This is a genomic window from Kaistella pullorum (assembly GCF_014837035.1).
GTDB lineage: Bacteria > Bacteroidota > Bacteroidia > Flavobacteriales > Weeksellaceae > Kaistella > Kaistella rhinocerotis.
The window spans coordinates 99421-114257 of sequence record NZ_JACSPS010000004.1; the positions used below are offsets into that span (position 1 = coordinate 99421).

18 protein-coding genes are annotated in these 14837 nt (G+C 43.0%); 7 read left to right on the plus strand and 11 right to left on the minus strand.

The window, feature by feature from the left end:
- The first annotated feature begins 91 nt into the window (after positions 1 to 91).
- Complete coding sequence (gene yidD, locus H9628_RS10790; protein WP_251834153.1) at positions 92 to 325, plus strand: membrane protein insertion efficiency factor YidD; 234 nt, start codon at positions 92 to 94, stop codon at positions 323 to 325.
- A gap of 33 nt (positions 326 to 358) precedes the next feature.
- Positions 359 to 1228: a prolipoprotein diacylglyceryl transferase gene (gene lgt, locus H9628_RS10795; protein ID WP_251834243.1), complete on the plus strand. Its 870-nt coding sequence runs from the start codon at positions 359 to 361 to the stop codon at positions 1226 to 1228.
- Positions 1229 to 1240: 12 nt separating this feature from the next.
- Here lgt and H9628_RS10800 read toward each other — a convergent pair whose 3' ends face one another.
- A complete protein-coding gene (locus tag H9628_RS10800; protein ID WP_251834154.1) occupies positions 1241 to 2758 on the minus strand; it encodes an NAD(P)H-hydrate dehydratase in 1518 nt (505 codons plus the stop codon).
- 115 nt (positions 2759 to 2873) lie between these two features.
- Between H9628_RS10800 and mscL the strand changes: the two genes are divergently transcribed.
- Positions 2874 to 3266 carry a large conductance mechanosensitive channel protein MscL gene (gene mscL, locus H9628_RS10805; protein WP_251834155.1) on the plus strand — a complete coding sequence of 131 codons (393 nt, stop codon included), beginning with the start codon at positions 2874 to 2876 and terminating at the stop codon, positions 3264 to 3266.
- Between the two features lie 52 nt (positions 3267 to 3318).
- Here mscL and H9628_RS10810 read toward each other — a convergent pair whose 3' ends face one another.
- Both H9628_RS10810 and H9628_RS10815 read right to left on the minus strand, forming a co-directional pair.
- Positions 3319 to 4278 (minus strand): D-2-hydroxyacid dehydrogenase, encoded by a 960-nt coding sequence (locus tag H9628_RS10810; RefSeq protein WP_251834156.1) that lies wholly within the window; start codon positions 4276 to 4278, stop codon positions 3319 to 3321.
- A gap of 9 nt (positions 4279 to 4287) precedes the next feature.
- Complete coding sequence (locus tag H9628_RS10815; protein ID WP_251834157.1) at positions 4288 to 4689, minus strand: LNS2 domain-containing protein; 402 nt, start codon at positions 4687 to 4689, stop codon at positions 4288 to 4290.
- A 140-nt stretch (positions 4690 to 4829) separates the two neighbouring features.
- Here H9628_RS10815 and idi point away from each other — a divergent pair, with 140 nt between their 5' ends.
- Both idi and gcvT read left to right on the plus strand, forming a co-directional pair.
- Complete coding sequence (gene idi, locus H9628_RS10820; RefSeq protein ID WP_251834158.1) at positions 4830 to 5339, plus strand: isopentenyl-diphosphate Delta-isomerase; 510 nt, start codon at positions 4830 to 4832, stop codon at positions 5337 to 5339.
- A 168-nt stretch (positions 5340 to 5507) separates the two neighbouring features.
- Positions 5508 to 6587, plus strand: coding sequence for a glycine cleavage system aminomethyltransferase GcvT (gene gcvT / locus H9628_RS10825; protein ID WP_251834159.1), 1080 nt, complete (start codon positions 5508 to 5510; stop codon positions 6585 to 6587).
- Between the two features lie 76 nt (positions 6588 to 6663).
- Here gcvT and H9628_RS10830 read toward each other — a convergent pair whose 3' ends face one another.
- From H9628_RS10830 to H9628_RS10865, 8 genes are all read right to left on the minus strand, one after another.
- Positions 6664 to 7092 (minus strand): Hsp20/alpha crystallin family protein, encoded by a 429-nt coding sequence (locus H9628_RS10830; protein WP_251834160.1) that lies wholly within the window; start codon positions 7090 to 7092, stop codon positions 6664 to 6666.
- A gap of 165 nt (positions 7093 to 7257) precedes the next feature.
- Positions 7258 to 7617: an arsenate reductase family protein gene (locus H9628_RS10835; RefSeq protein ID WP_251834161.1), complete on the minus strand. Its 360-nt coding sequence runs from the start codon at positions 7615 to 7617 to the stop codon at positions 7258 to 7260.
- Between the two features lie 141 nt (positions 7618 to 7758).
- Positions 7759 to 9327: a ribonuclease Y gene (gene rny / locus H9628_RS10840; RefSeq protein WP_251834162.1), complete on the minus strand. Its 1569-nt coding sequence runs from the start codon at positions 9325 to 9327 to the stop codon at positions 7759 to 7761.
- A gap of 250 nt (positions 9328 to 9577) precedes the next feature.
- Positions 9578 to 9865: a cell division protein ZapA gene (locus H9628_RS10845; protein ID WP_251834163.1), complete on the minus strand. Its 288-nt coding sequence runs from the start codon at positions 9863 to 9865 to the stop codon at positions 9578 to 9580.
- Positions 9866 to 10168, minus strand: coding sequence for a hypothetical protein (locus tag H9628_RS10850; protein WP_251834164.1), 303 nt, complete (start codon positions 10166 to 10168; stop codon positions 9866 to 9868).
- Between the two features lie 137 nt (positions 10169 to 10305).
- A complete protein-coding gene (gene porT, locus H9628_RS10855; protein ID WP_251834165.1) occupies positions 10306 to 11091 on the minus strand; it encodes a type IX secretion/gliding motility protein PorT/SprT in 786 nt (261 codons plus the stop codon).
- 1 nt (position 11092) lies between these two features.
- A complete protein-coding gene (gene ubiE / locus H9628_RS10860; RefSeq protein ID WP_262891809.1) occupies positions 11093 to 11812 on the minus strand; it encodes a bifunctional demethylmenaquinone methyltransferase/2-methoxy-6-polyprenyl-1,4-benzoquinol methylase UbiE in 720 nt (239 codons plus the stop codon).
- A gap of 10 nt (positions 11813 to 11822) precedes the next feature.
- Positions 11823 to 12392 (minus strand): hypothetical protein, encoded by a 570-nt coding sequence (locus tag H9628_RS10865; RefSeq protein WP_251834166.1) that lies wholly within the window; start codon positions 12390 to 12392, stop codon positions 11823 to 11825.
- Positions 12393 to 12493: 101 nt separating this feature from the next.
- On the opposite strand from H9628_RS10865, the gene H9628_RS10870 reads away from it, so the two are divergent.
- Together H9628_RS10870 and H9628_RS10875 are read left to right on the plus strand one after the other, a co-directional pair.
- The gene (locus H9628_RS10870; protein WP_251834167.1) at positions 12494 to 13561 is read left to right on the plus strand and encodes a 3-oxoacyl-ACP synthase III family protein; all 1068 of its coding nucleotides are present in this window, start codon (positions 12494 to 12496) and stop codon (positions 13559 to 13561) included.
- A gap of 69 nt (positions 13562 to 13630) precedes the next feature.
- Positions 13631 to 14836 (plus strand): metallophosphoesterase, encoded by a 1206-nt coding sequence (locus H9628_RS10875; protein ID WP_251834168.1) that lies wholly within the window; start codon positions 13631 to 13633, stop codon positions 14834 to 14836.
- Position 14837: the final 1 nt, after the last annotated feature.

Sequence of the window (14837 nt, forward strand, 5' to 3'; positions counted from 1 at the left end):
TAAATTTCGGGATTTTAAAGGTAAAGGCGTGGCGCAACTTTCGGCCCAAACTGCAAACAAAATTAAACTATTTAAGTACTTTTGCAAGGCAATGCTGAATAAAATCGTTACACTTCCGCTGGTTTTACTTATCAAATTTTACCAGTGGTTCCTGTCTCCACTTTTACCAAAAAACTGCCGCTATGAGCCCACCTGTTCGCATTATATGCTCGATGCATTGCGCATACACGGCCCGATAAAAGGATTTTGGCTCGGCGCGAAGCGTATTGCACGCTGCCATCCGTGGGGAGGCGAAGGTTACGATCCGGTGCCACCAAAAAATTAAATTAAATAAACATTAAAAAGTACATAATCAATGATGCTCACATTTTTATACACTACCTGGGACCCCGAGACGGGCATTAATTTAGGACCGTTCACGCTGCATTATTACAGCCTCATGTTTGTGCTGGCATTCGGTCTGGGTTATGTGATAATGTCAAAAATCTACAAAATTGACAATGTCAACCTTAAATATGTGGAGCCACTTTTCACGTGGACACTGGTTGGAACTATTCTGGGTGCCAGATTAGGGCATGTTATTTTTTATCAGCCAGAATTGTTTAAAGAAGATTTTTGGTCAGTTTTTTTACCTATTCAAACCAAACCTGAACTTAAATTTACAGGATTTGCGGGACTTGCGAGCCACGGAGCCACCATCGCATTGATCTTCACAACATTATATTACGCTTACAAAGTAATCAGGAAAAATCCGTTCTGGGTGTATGACAGAATAGGGATTGTAGTTGCTTTAGGAGGTGCTTTCGTAAGGATCGGAAACTTTTTTAATTCTGAAATCATCGGAAAACCTGCGCCGGAAGGATCTGCGTTTGCCATCCTCTTCCCGCAGCAAAGTTCCGAATATGGAGCGATCGTACCGCGTTACCCAACACAGCTTTTCGAGGCTACCGGCTATTTCTTACTTTTTATACTGCTTTGGGTTCTATACAGATACACAAAGAGGAAATATCAGCAAGGCTGGCTTTTCGGGCTCTTCTTCATTATCCTGTGGGCAGTACGTTTCTTCGTGGAGTTCCTGAAAGAGCCGCAGGGCGATGAATTCATTCAATTTGCCGGTCTGAATACGGGACAGATACTTTCGTTGCCATTCATGTTAGCCGGATTCTTCATTATGTGGTATTCTAAAAACAACCGCATTACCGAAGCGGAGAACGAAAAACCGGAATAGTGCAGGAATCATTTAGTGAATTTGCCCTTTCTTTTCACTTAAACATTTAAATACCGAACCTAGTTCTGAGATTAAGTCTGTAGGCAGCATGGCCTCCACAGATGATTTTTGCATAGCAAAATCACCGGCTTTGCCATGCAGCCAGACACCAAAGATTGCCGCCTGAGCCGGCTCATATTTTTGTGCGAGCAACGACGTTATAATTCCGAGTAATACATCGCCGCTACCGCCCTTTGCCATTCCTGCGTTTCCAGTGGTATTATAATAAACTGAACCATCAGGCAAACAAATTTGGGTGAAATGATCCTTTAAGACAATAGTGACACCGAGTTCTGCCGCCATTTTTTGGGCTAAATCTACCCTTTCATAAGAATTTGCAGTGGAGCCAAACAGCCTTTCGAATTCTTTCGGATGCGGTGTGAGTATTGAATCTTTTGGAATCATTTTTAAGGAATCCGGGTTTGATGCGATGATATTTAATGCATCTGCGTCTATAACCATTGGTTGGGTGCAATCCTGCAAAAACTTCAGGAAAGCTTTGGCTGTGTCGGGATTCGTACCCAGTCCTGGACCAACTCCTACACTTTCATTCTCATTTATCAGGAAAGCCGTCGCATATTGGTCACCATTAAGCTCAAACATTGCTTCGGGACAGGAGGTCTGCAGAATCTCATTCCCGCATTCCGGTGCTTCAATCACAGTCAAGCCGCTTCCGCAATGTACCGCGGCCTTCACAGCGAGAACTGCGGCACCCATCTTTCCATAGCTTCCGGCGATAATTCTGGTTTTACCCAGCTTTCCTTTATGTGTAAATGGTGACCGTGGTTTATACAGCTGAAATATCACCGCATCATCCGTCACGAAACGGTTAGAAGGCTCGGACTCGACAAAATTTTTGTGTAAACCGATATCAAGGATGTGGACATTTCCGCAGAAAGCGCCGGTCTCAGGATGCAGGAAAGATTGCTTCCAAAACTGAAAACTCAGCGTATCGTGCGCCGTGAAAACCGTGGCATTTTCCTTAATCAATCGGTCTGCAAACAGGCCAGACGGAACATCGATTGATATTCGGCGGAACGGGAGTTCATTTAAAAAATTAATTAACTCGGCATATTTCCCATCAATTTCACGGTTCAAGCCGGTACCAAAAAGCGCGTCGACCAGTACTGAATTTGCCTCAAAATCTAATTCGACTGCGTCTTCCAACTGATGAACCGCGATCTCGGGATGCTCCGCGAGCCGCTGAAAATTGACGGAACGGGCCTCAGACGCTTGTTCATTACTTTCACCAACGAAAACGTGGGTTGATAAACCGTTGTGACAAAGAAGACGCGCAAGTGCAAGTCCATCGCCGCCGTTGTTTCCGGACCCACAGAAGATGTAAAAAACAGTTTCCCTCGGAATCTCGTCCTCCAGCCATTTTGCGCACGCCTCAGCGGCGCGTTCCATTAATTTAAGTTCGGTCACAGGTTCATGCGCAATAGTATAGGCATCTGCCTTCCGGATTTGGGAGGAGTTAAAAATTTTCATCAGTTGTTAGTTTAAAATAAAAGTATAAAAATATTAGACGTGCGACAATTTTAATATGATTATATTTTTGTGACGCAATATTTTGTTACATTTATAGGACTAAAAAACTAAGATTATGAAATTTATCCAGGAGTTTAAGACCTTTGCTTTTAAAGGTAATGTGATTGATCTGGCGGTGGGTGTGATCATTGGCGCAGCATTTGGCAAAATTGTTTCTTCACTGGTAGAAGATGTCATCACCCCGCTGCTGCTGAATCCCGCTTTGGATGCAGTAGGTGCTAAAAACATCGCGCAACTCAGTTGGCACGGCGTAACTTACGGAAATTTCCTGTCTGCAGTCATTAGCTTTTTATGTATCGCACTCGTACTTTTCTGGTTGATTAAAATTGCCAACAAAGTGGTGAAACCGGCCGAAACAGATGAGGAAGTGGCAACAACAATTACAAAAGATCAGGAATTGCTCATGGAGATCCGCGACCTCTTGAGAAACAGAAATTCCGGTTTGTAATATTTAAAAAATGAAAAGATAAGCCCACTCCTGACCGGAATGGGCTTTTATTTTACTGTATCTGTAGGATGCTGCAAATCTGGGCAGCGAGTGACAGACCTATCCTGTCCTGCGCCTCGAGCGTAGAGGCACCGGTGTGTGGCGTAAGTGATATTTTAGGATGACTTAAGATATTCTTTGCCGGCACAGGTTCATTGGCGAACACATCGAGTCCTGCAAATGAAATTTTTCCCGCATCCAGCGCGGAAACTAAAGCTTCTTCATCAATCACACCACCCCGCGAGCAATTGATAATCGCTGCGCCGTCTTTCATCAGCGCAATTTCACGTTCACCAATCACGTAACCATTTTCCTGTGAAGGAACGTGAAGCGTGATAAAATCTGCGTGCTGCAGTACACCGTCAAGCGGCTCTGTTTCGATATCTACATTGATAAACTGGTTGTTGTAAAAAGTAAGCTTAATGCTTGCGCGGCCTACATTACTGTCCGCAGCGATCACGCGCATTCCCAAACCTAAAGCGATTTTCGCAACCTCCTGACCAATTCTTCCCATGCCGATGATTCCAATTGTCTTACCGCGAAGTTCGATACCGCGTTCATAAGATTTCTTAAGCTGGCTAAAATTGGTGTCGCCAACAAGCGGCATTTTTCGGTTAGAATCATGCAAAAATCGAACGCCCGAAAACAAATGAGCAAAAACAAGTTCGGCAACAGATTCCGAAGAAGCTGCTGGCGTGTTGATCACGTGAATATTTTTGGAGCGCGCGTAATCTACATCAATATTATCCATACCCACACCGCCACGTCCGATGATTTCTAAAGTAGGACACGCGTCAATGAGTTCTTTGCGCACCTTCGTTGCACTGCGCACCAACAGAGTACGGATTCGGTGTTCATTGATGAAATCTGCAAGGAATTCCTGTGGAACGTTGGTTGTAATTACTTCAAATCCTTTTTGAGTAAGCGCCTCAACGCCAGAACGGTCTAATCCGTCGTTTGCTAATATCTTCATGCTTCTGCTTTAGTCTTTAAATACTTCAATTGTCACCTGCTTTTCAACCATATCCGTGAATTTTCCCTTGTAGCGTGTTGCCCTCACGAGATGATTATCTATCCAGTGATAGTTGCCACCTCGCGGTTTCCCGCACAGAACGCTGTGGTATCTGAATCCGTGTTTATCGAGCCAATCTACCGTAATTTGCTTTAAATCTTCAGTTCTTGAAGTAAAGAAACAAATGATGTGACCCTGATCATACCAGCGGTTGATGGTTTCCAAAGCATCGGGATAAGGTTCACATGTCACCATGCGTTCAGGTTCTTCATTAGGAATATCGTCTGTAATGGTACCGTCAATATCAATCAGGTAATTCTTGATATGGCCTTTCAGCATTGGGCTTAGGTGATCTTTGTATTCTAACTCCATCGGAAAATTTTTAGGAAGGGGCAAAATTACAACATTTCGTTGGTTACCGGCAGTATTTCTTATTAACATGCTATGCACCAAGTGGTAAGATTTGGTATTAAAATTTGAGCATCCGCTTTATAAACCTTAATTTTGTAAGGATGGAAGAACAGGTAGTTTTAGTTTCCAGGAACGACGAAGTTTTAGGCGTGATGGAAAAGATGCAGGCGCACCAAAACGGTATTTTGCACCGCGCGTTTTCGGTATTTTTGTTTAATGAGAATGGTGAAATGCTGTTACAGAAGAGAGCTGACGGAAAATATCATTCGCCGGGTCAATGGACCAACGCTGTATGTTCTCATCCGCGGATCGACGAAACGTACGAAGAAGGCGCAAAACGCAGGTTACAGGAAGAACTTGGAATAGAAGCGGAACTTACAGAAAAATTCCATTTTACGTATAAAGCGGACGTCGGCCAGGACTTGTGGGAACATGAGCTGGACCATGTGTTCACCGGAAAATATGATGGTGAAATAGATTTCAACAGTGAGGAAGTGTCTGAAATTCGGTACATCTCCATGGAAAATCTGGATGCTGAGATGGCGGCAAACCCGGAAAACTTCACGGAATGGTTCAAAATCATCCTGAACGAATATAAACATCACCTCTAAATCTCCACGAACGCCTGGGTGAGGGGAAAATGCCTGAACTTTTAGCCCGGATTGCAATGGCATCCCCCGGCGGCGCGCAAGCGGTGACTGGGATAAAATGGAAAGCCGGCGCAGACTTCAGGAGATGAAAAAAATTTCGGGCTCCAAAAAAATATAAAAATCTGAACAATGAATAAAACGGCCTTATTTGACAAACATGTTTCGCTGGGTGCGAAGATGGTTCCTTTTGCAGGATTTGACATGCCTGTGCAATACAGCGGTGTGACCGAAGAGCACTTTGCGGTGCGCGAGAAAGTTGGAATTTTTGACGTTTCGCACATGGGCCAGTTCCTGGTAGAAGGTGCCGCGGCCAAAGACCTGCTGCAATATGTGACTACAAATAATGTTGACAACCTGGAGACCGGAAAGGCTCAGTACACTTGCTTTCCCAACGGAAATGGCGGCATAGTGGACGATGTGATCATCTACAAGATGGCTGACGAAAAGTATTTTGTGGTGGTAAATGCTTCGAACATTGAAAAAGACTGGGAACACCTTACGAAGCACAATGAAAAATATAACGCGACACTCACGAACAGGTCCGATGAGCTGTCATTGATTGCGATCCAAGGTCCGAAAGCGGCTGAAACATTGCAAAAACTTACGGATACCAATCTTTCTGAGCTTCCTTATTATCATTTCACTGAAGGCAATGTGGCTGGCGTGAGTGATGTGATGATCTCTAACACTGGTTACACGGGCAGTGGCGGTTTCGAAATTTACTTTGAAAATGCAAGTGCCGAAAAAATTTGGATTGCACTGACGGAAGCCGGCGCCGAGTTTGGTCTTTTGCCATGTGGACTTGCCTCGCGCGACACACTGCGACTGGAAAAAGGTTTTTGCCTGTACGGAAATGATATCGATGATACTACGTCGCCGCTTGAGGCCGGTTTAGGCTGGATTACGAAATTTGACAAAGATTTTGTAGATAAAGAATTATTCGCGAAACAGAAAGAAGAAGGCGTAACCAAAAAACTCGTGGGTTTTGAGATGCAGGAACGCGCAATTCCGCGGCATGGCTACGAGCTCGAAGATGCGGAGGGCAACAAGATCGGGACGGTGACTTCGGGGACGATGAGTCCGATGAAAAATATCGGAATCGGGTTGGCATATGTTGACAAACCACATTTCAAGATTGGAACTGATATTTTCGTGAAGATCCGGAATAAAAGCGTGCCGGCGAAAGTGGTGAAACTTCCTTTTGTTTAAGTTATGATATTAAATAAAAAGTCGGCTGGAAAGATTTCCAGCCGACTTTTTTTGCATTTCAAATCAATAACTCCAATTATTTTATTTCGATGGTTTTCACGTTCTGCATGGTCACCTCTTTTTTCGGGACATCAATTTTCAGGATGCCGTCTTCATAAGACGCCTCTATCCTATCCGCTTCTACAACCTCCGGCAGTGTGAATGAACGCGAGAATGAACTGTAATTGAACTCGCGGCGTGTGAAAGCCCCGTTATTATCTTTTTCTTCGTTTTCAGACTGTCTTTCGCTCGAGATAGTGAGCACATTTCTTTCAAGATTGATTTTGAAATCCTCTTTCTTGATTCCCGGCGCTGCTACCTGGATCTCGAAGCCGGCTTCATGTTCTTTTACGTTTACGGAAGGAAGTGTGAAGTCAGTCTTCTGGAATCTTGGTGTCGCAAAATCGAATAAATCTTTGGTGATGAAATCATCGAAAAAACTGTTTCTTCTGATTAGGTTAGACATTGCTTTAAATTTTTAAGGTTAAACTTCAACTTATCTGCTTCCTTAAACACAAAAAAAATGCCCGCTCACTTTGGCGGACATTTTTTCATAAATATACTGCTGTTCAAGTCATTATGACTTTTAAAAAGCTAAATTAAAAATTCAAACCTGAAAATTTGTCATATATTAACCATTGAGTTCAGCAAAGAATCCGCGCAGCGCATCGAGGTTCTTCTTTTCGCTTCCAATGAATATTTCTTTGTCTGTAATGAAAACCGGACGTTTCAGAAAAGTATAATGATCCAGGATCAGTTCGCGGTAATCTGCTTCCTGCAAAGTCTTCGGATTGATCTCGCGAAGTTTGATCTGGTTAGATTTTTTGCTGAAAAGTGCTTCGTAAGAGCCGGCCAATTTGTACATCTCATCTAGTTCTTCCTCTGTGACCGGATTTATTTTAATCTCGCGCATCTCCCAATCTTTCAGGTTATATTTTTTAATGATTTTCAGGCAGGTATCGCAAGTTCTTAAGTAAAATACTTTTTTCATAGTTCAAAAATAGTCTTATTAATAATAAATAAAGAAAGTTTTTTAGTGTTGATTTGTTAAAACTTTCAGGGCATCATCATTTGCAGTTATTTGAAAAACTCCCTTCTTGTGGGAAGAGAGTTTATCTTGATTTCTTAAAAATTATCTCGCAATATTAACTGACCTTGTCTCACGGATCACGGTGACGCGCACCTGGCCCGGGTAGGTAAGTTCATTCTGAATTTTTTCTGAAATGTCGTAAGACAGTTGTGAAGACTGGTCATCATTCACACGGCCGCTTTCTACCATTACACGAAGCTCACGTCCGGCCTGGATTGCGTAGGCACTTGAAACACCGTCAAAACTCAAAGCAGCAGCTTCAAGGTCTTTCAGTCTTTGGATGTAGGACTCTAAAACCTGACGTCTGGCGCCCGGTCTCGCTCCCGAAATAGCATCTGCCACCTGGATGATCGGCGACAAAAGAGAAGTCATTTCCACCTCATCGTGGTGCGCACCAATTGCGTTTACAACCTCTGCATTTTCGCCGTAACGTTCTGCCCACTGCATACCAAGAAGTGCATGTGGAAGTTCCGATTCCTGCTCCGGAACTTTACCGATATCGTGCAGAAGTCCTGCTCTCTTCGCTAATTTTACATTTAAACCAAGTTCAGCCGCCATTGTTGCTGCGATATTCGCTACCTCACGCGAGTGCTGAAGAAGGTTCTGGCCATAAGATGAACGGAATTTCATTCGTCCGACAATTTTCACCAATTCCGGATGAAGCCCGTGAACACCAAGATCGATTACGGTACGTTTACCAACTTCAATGATTTCTTCCTCGATCTGTTTCTTTGTTTTTTCAACAACTTCTTCGATTCTTGCCGGGTGAATTCTTCCGTCAGTTACCAATCTGTGGAGTGAAAGTCTTGCGATCTCTCTTCTTACAGGATCGAAACATGAAAGCAGGATCGCCTCCGGCGTATCATCTACTATGATCTCAACACCTGTTGCAGCTTCCAAAGCACGGATATTTCTACCTTCCCGACCAATAATGCGGCCTTTCACCTCATCAGATTCAATATTAAATACAGACACAGAGTTTTCTATCGCCTGTTCGGTACCGATTCTCTGGATTGTTTGAATTACAATTTTCTTAGCTTCCTGCTTTGCATTGAGCGTGGCTTCTTCCATAATGCTTTGAACATGAGCCTGCGCACGGGTCTTGGCTTCAGATTTCATCGCTTCCACCAGTTCGTTTCTGGCTTCTTCGGCAGAATAGTTGGCTACTTTTTCAAGCATCTCAACTTTTTGGGCAGTCGCTACATCGAGTTCCTGCTGTTTTCTCTCGATTACTTCCTGCTTCTTGTTGTAGTCAGCGATCTTACGTTCAAGCTCTTTCTCCAGTTTTCCGGTTTTGCTCAGTTCGTCGTTCAGCTTGTTTTCTTTGTCTTTCGTACGTTTCTCCGCTTCCTGCATCTTTCGCTCACGTGTCTGGATATCGGCATCGTGTTGGGATTTCAGTTCAAGAAATTTTTCCTTTGCCTGAAGCTGCTTTTCCTTGCGCACAGATTCTGCCTGCACATTTGCTTTTTCTATAAGGTTTTCGGCGTTTTTGCGTGCATCATCGATGATGAATTTCGCCTTGGCATTAAGAGAACTTTTCGAGAAAAGTATCCCTGCCAACGCACCTCCGATGAGGCAGACGATGCCGACAATAATGGTTGTTATCATATATGTTTAGTTTTAATAATGTTCATATTTAAAAAAATCAGTTTGCAAATAAGGCATAAAAAAGCCTACAATAATTCAGTGATTTAGAGTAAACTCCTAATCAACACGATTTGAACTGATTTTCACTTTCTGTAATCCGGGCAGGCCGGCGCGCCATCAAGTGAACTTTCGTCCGGTAATTGTTTAGCGTTGAGTTTACCTTAATGTGTTAGAACTATTGTAGGCAGTCGGTTGTAGGGAAGAGAAAAATCTACTCTTCCACTGCGTCCAGCAGTTTGCTGATCTCCTGGATCCGCTCGCTGGCCGCGTTCATATTTTTTTCGTTGCTTAGGGCCATCACTTCAGCGTTGGTTCCCAGTTTAAGGGCGCACATTGCCAACGCATCCTGTTTATCCCTTACATCGAAGTTTTGCTCAAAATCTTTAATCATACCCTCGATCTGCTTTCCTACTTTTCTAAGGGTTTCTTCTTCCGCAGACGGCACATTCAGCGGGTAGGTTCTCCCGGCAATGTTGATGGTTATTCTTCTTACTTCCATTTATAAGCCGCTATTCTGAAGTTCGGCAATGCATTGGTCTACTTCCTTTATCAGACGGTTGATGTGGTTTTTCATCAGCCTGTTGTGATCTGGATTTCCGCTGATTGCTGAGTAAAGTTTTATATTTTTCTGTTCTTCTGCCAATACCTGATTTTTTTTCCGCTCTTCATCGTATCTGTTTTTCAGTTCCTCATGTTCTTTTGAGAGTTCTGAATACTTCTCGCTGATACTCTTGTAGCTTTTGCTAATGCTTAGAATCTTTTTCTCTAATTCCGAAAAATTATTTTCAAGGTCCTTCAGCATTTTTCAGGTTCAATTTATTCTAACTGTTAGCAAAAGTAGGAAATTTTGGGTAATACTGACGCTTATTTTAAGAATATCTTAGCGTAAGCAACAGGCGAAGTGCTGTGTTTCAACGTCCGACAGTAAGTCAGGAGTATTTACTCAAACTTCAGCACAAACATGAAAGCTCGGCTTTTCGCGCTTACGATCGCCGGCGTCCAATACGGTGGCGTATCGGCATTGTCGGGAACCATTTCGTCATTGATCATGAAGGTGCCTCGGAAACCCGGTGTAAGCTTGAATCTGCTGAAATAAAACTGCATACCGATCTCGGCTGACCACGCGAAATTGCTCGAAGTGGAACGGAAAAGGCCCTGCGAATTATCATCTGCTGCGTTGGAATTTGACTGCAAATTCAGCATCCAGTTTACACCTGCCGCGGCGTAAGGTCGGGAATTATACCAACGGTCACCGTGGATCTCAATAAGTAATGGTAGATCTACGTAGGTAGATTTTATAGTTCGGAGTTTATCCGCATCGCTCAAAACACGAGGCGTAAACGGCGGGTTGGAGTTGGTGCCTGCAGCAAACCGGTCATTAGCCTGTGTATCAAAATAAAGTTCTCTTTCAACAAACTGCAGCCCGGGTTCAAATCTAAGGTCAAAATTTTCATTCAGGCGCAGTTTACCGATAAGGCCCGCGCCGAAACTGTACGTGGATTTGCTTTGCACAAGATTTTTCTGTCCGTCCATCCCGAATTTGGGGTCCAAAACCAGTTTGTAATCGAAATTGTTGCCTGCGAGATAAAAGCCATAGCTGAATTTTTGGTTATCAAATCCTTCAAGGTTGTCCATCCGGTCCTTATTGCGGAAAAGTTGCGCACTGCTGAGCGTGGCAACTGAAATGGCTGTAAGAACATTAAGCTTTGAAAATATTTTCCGCATATTATTTGGTTGCCTTATAAATAGTCGCAATGCCCAGACTAAGTTTTTTATACTCTACTTTACTGAAACCACTGTTCAAAAGTATGTTTTTCATCTTTTCACCGAACGGAAACGCATTCACCGAGTCCGGCAGGTACGTGTAAGCGCGGTTATCTTTGGAAACCAGACGCCCGATGAGCGGCAGGATATTCTTAAAATAAAACATATAAAAAGGACCCAGAAAGCCTTCAACTTTCGAAAATTCCAAAATATAGACGCTTTTTTTCTCTTTCACCACACGGCTAAGTTCAGCCAGGCCTTTCTCCAGGTTTTCGAAATTCCGAACTCCAAATGCAACGCAAACCGCATCGAATTTATTGCTTTCAAACGGCAGGTTTTCCGCATCACCTTTCTGCATCGAAATAGCTTCGGTGAGATTCGCTTTTTTAATTTTTTCGATACCTACATTCAGCATCTGCTGTGAAAGATCTAAGCCTACGACCTCTGCGCCGGTACCCTTTTGAACCGCAATAGCGAGATCGCCGGTTCCCGTGGCAACATCAAGCACGAGCTTCGGCTTGTCTGCATTCATCCATTTCACAAGCGTGTTGCGCCATAAAACATCGATTTTCATCGAAAGCACATGGTTCAGCAGGTCGTATTTTGGGGCGATGTTATCAAACATCTCCTCTACTTCGCGTTTTTTGCCGGCTTCGGTATTATATGGTTTTATCTGGCTCAAAATCTTTTATTTAAAAATTATAGTACTCTTTATAGTAAATAAGAAAGTCGTCTTTGCGGAAAATCTTGGTACGTGATTCTATTTTCTGTACGTTTTTTATCACCTTGTCATAATCTTCATCGACATTATAATAAAAATCTTCGCTGTAAAGCCTGTTCATCAGTTTTGGTTCGTTCAGGTAGTTTTTATTGTCGATGACAGTGGCTTTTCGGGCAGCTATAAGCGAATCTTTATTAAGCCCATAACCATAAAACTGCTCATTGATATAATAATCCTCATGTGCAATGTTCAGTAATCCGCGTTCTTTTTTCACCTCAAATGCGGAATCATACAGCAAATTCCGCTTGTCATCAAGAACCTTTACATGGTTCCGGCCTTTTTTAAGATCAACCTTAAAGTTTTGGCCGGCGGTAATGGTGTTCTCGCGGCCATTATTCAGAATGAAATAATAGGTATTGTCCGTCGGATTATCTACAAGGTAGTAGTTGCGTTTCGCCAAAAAAAGAAAATAAACACCGAAGGCGAATAATACGGTGAGAACCGCGATGATCAAACCCTTTGTAGATGCACTTATTTTCATATTTAATTTTGTAGTAATCCCGAGCAAATTTAATAATAATTTTGCTTCTTGATGATACAATATTAATCATTAACTTTGCTTTAAATTTTTCAATTTAAAAAATGCCGAACACTATCATTATAGGCTCCGGAAGTTATATTCCAACAAAAATTATCGGGCGCGACCATTTTATGGATTCCGTTTTTTATACGGATGAAGGCGATAAAATAGACAAACCGGTAGAAGAAATCATCCAGAAGTTTGTAGAAATCACCGAGATTGAAGACCGCCGTTATCTGGAAGATGATGAGTTTAATTCAGACCTCGGTTTCCGCGCGGCCAAAGAGGCCATTTATGACGCGGGAATTGATCAGGAAGATCTGGATTACATTATCTACGCCAGCAACTTTGGCGAAGTTGACAAAAATGGCATGACGAATTTTATGCCTTCAATGTCTGCCCGCGTGAAAAACAAACTGGGCATCAGAAACCGCAAATGTGTAAATTACGATATGATCTTCGGTTGCCCGGGCTGGGTAGAAGCAATGATCATGGCGGATACACTTATCAAGGCTAAAAAAGCCAAACTTATCCTAGTAATAGGGTCTGAAACGCTAAGCCGTGTAACTGACGCCTATGACCGTAACAAGATGATTTTTGCAGACGGCGCCGGCGCTGTGGTGGTAAAAGCAACAGACGACGAAAATGTCGGGATTATCGCTGATTCAACACTTTGTGATAACGATTCTGAACTTCAGTATCTGGAAAATGCGCCTTCTCTGAAACAGGACGAAGACCGTAAACCCCTCTACATCAGGATGCATGGCCGTAAAATTTACGAATATGCGCTGAAAAATGTTCCGATTGCCATAAAAGAAACCATTGACCAGGCTGGACTTAGCATTGAAGATATTGATAAGATCCTGATTCATCAGGCCAACGCGAAGATGGATTATGCGATGATTTCTAGACTTTTTAAACTATACGGCATCACTAACTATGATCACGCGATTGCGCCGATGACCATCCAACAGTTAGGAAATTCATCCGTTGCGACAATTCCTACCATGTTTGACCTTATCATCAAAGGTGAGATGAAAGGACATTCATTTAAAGAAAAAGGAACGATCGTATTTGCGTCTGTGGGCGCAGGAATGAACATCAACGCGCTGGTGTACAGGTTTCCCTAATTAAGATTTAAGTTTTTAAGAAATAAAAGCACAAAACCATTTCAGTTTGTGCTTTTTTAATGAAGACAAATGCAGAAAAACATCCTCATCATCACCGGCATCACATTTTTGCTGGAGTTTTACGTATATCAGGCATTCCGAACAGTGGTTTCGAATCCCTGGCTGCGCACCGCATATTGGATCATCACAATTCTTACCTACGCGTACTTCATTTTTGAAGTGATGAGCTTTCGGCGGGAAGACCGTGATCATCACCGCGTACAGATCGTCGCTTCGCTCTTCTTAATATTTATATTGCCGAAACTCTTCGTGGTTTTCTTTCTGTTCATAGAAGATATTTCGCGGTTTTTCAGATACCTGTTTACCTTCTTTGCACAGCCCGAGACTTATTATCCTGAACGCCGAAAGTTCATGAGTTTAACGGGACTGGCTATCGCGGGCGTTTTTTCGATTCTTATTATTGATGGTATTGCGTTCGGAAAATACCGGCACCGCGTGCGGAAAGTAAAACTGAAAATTGCAGGTTTACCCGATGTTTTTAAAGGTTATAAGATTATCCAAATTTCCGATATTCACGCGGGAAGTTTCTTTAATCCCGCCAAACTGCAGCCTGCGATCGATCTGATAAAAGCGCAAGACGCAGATATGGTCTTGTTTACGGGCGATATGGTGAATAATTATGCACAGGAATTTGAGCCTTTCGTAAAAATGTTTGCTGAAATAAAAGCCAAAGACGGCAAATTCTCCGTGCTCGGAAACCACGATTACGGCGATTACGCAAAATGGCGCACCCAGGCCGATAAAGACCGTAATATTCCGTTTCTTACCGAACTTCAGCAGCAGGCAGGTTTTGAACTTTTAAGAAACGAACACCGCGTAATTCAGCGTGGAGAGGAAAAAATCTATCTTTTGGGCGTTGAGAACTGGGGAATAAAGCCTTTTCCGCAATATGGCGACCTCAATAAAGCCGTGGCGGGAATCCCAGTTTCAGCTGTGAAGATCCTGATGAGCCATGATCCGACGCATTTTGATGAAATCGTGAAAAAACATCCGGCCAATGTACAGTTGACGCTTTCCGGCCACACACACGGCATGCAATTCGGACTCGACCTGAAGAATGTGCGCTGGTCACCGGTTCAGTACCGCTACAAAAAATGGGCGGACCTGTATGAAAGTGAAGGTAAATATCTTTACGTAAACCGCGGTTTCGGCGTAATCGGTTTTCCGGGTCGCGTGGGTATAGAGCCTGAGATCACACTGTTTGAACTTCAATAAT

What these genes read in the sequence shown, in the direction of transcription:
- H9628_RS10870 (WP_251834167.1), top strand. Translation starts at nt 12,494, where the DNA reads ATGCCGAACACTATCATTATAGGCTCCGGAAGTTATATTCCAACAAAA.
- H9628_RS10830 (WP_251834160.1), bottom strand. Translation starts at nt 7,092, where the DNA reads ATGTCTAACCTAATCAGAAGAAACAGTTTTTTCGATGATTTCATCACC.
- idi (WP_251834158.1), top strand. Translation starts at nt 4,830, where the DNA reads ATGGAAGAACAGGTAGTTTTAGTTTCCAGGAACGACGAAGTTTTAGGC.
- mscL (WP_251834155.1), top strand. Translation starts at nt 2,874, where the DNA reads ATGAAATTTATCCAGGAGTTTAAGACCTTTGCTTTTAAAGGTAATGTG.
- yidD (WP_251834153.1), top strand. Translation starts at nt 92, where the DNA reads ATGCTGAATAAAATCGTTACACTTCCGCTGGTTTTACTTATCAAATTT.
- H9628_RS10800 (WP_251834154.1), bottom strand. Translation starts at nt 2,758, where the DNA reads ATGAAAATTTTTAACTCCTCCCAAATCCGGAAGGCAGATGCCTATACT.
- H9628_RS10850 (WP_251834164.1), bottom strand. Translation starts at nt 10,168, where the DNA reads ATGCTGAAGGACCTTGAAAATAATTTTTCGGAATTAGAGAAAAAGATT.
- lgt (WP_251834243.1), top strand. Translation starts at nt 359, where the DNA reads ATGCTCACATTTTTATACACTACCTGGGACCCCGAGACGGGCATTAAT.
- H9628_RS10865 (WP_251834166.1), bottom strand. Translation starts at nt 12,392, where the DNA reads ATGAAAATAAGTGCATCTACAAAGGGTTTGATCATCGCGGTTCTCACC.
- gcvT (WP_251834159.1), top strand. Translation starts at nt 5,508, where the DNA reads ATGAATAAAACGGCCTTATTTGACAAACATGTTTCGCTGGGTGCGAAG.
- H9628_RS10875 (WP_251834168.1), top strand. Translation starts at nt 13,631, where the DNA reads ATGCAGAAAAACATCCTCATCATCACCGGCATCACATTTTTGCTGGAG.
- porT (WP_251834165.1), bottom strand. Translation starts at nt 11,091, where the DNA reads ATGCGGAAAATATTTTCAAAGCTTAATGTTCTTACAGCCATTTCAGTT.
- H9628_RS10810 (WP_251834156.1), bottom strand. Translation starts at nt 4,278, where the DNA reads ATGAAGATATTAGCAAACGACGGATTAGACCGTTCTGGCGTTGAGGCG.
- H9628_RS10835 (WP_251834161.1), bottom strand. Translation starts at nt 7,617, where the DNA reads ATGAAAAAAGTATTTTACTTAAGAACTTGCGATACCTGCCTGAAAATC.
- rny (WP_251834162.1), bottom strand. Translation starts at nt 9,327, where the DNA reads ATGATAACAACCATTATTGTCGGCATCGTCTGCCTCATCGGAGGTGCG.
- H9628_RS10815 (WP_251834157.1), bottom strand. Translation starts at nt 4,689, where the DNA reads ATGGAGTTAGAATACAAAGATCACCTAAGCCCAATGCTGAAAGGCCAT.
- H9628_RS10845 (WP_251834163.1), bottom strand. Translation starts at nt 9,865, where the DNA reads ATGGAAGTAAGAAGAATAACCATCAACATTGCCGGGAGAACCTACCCG.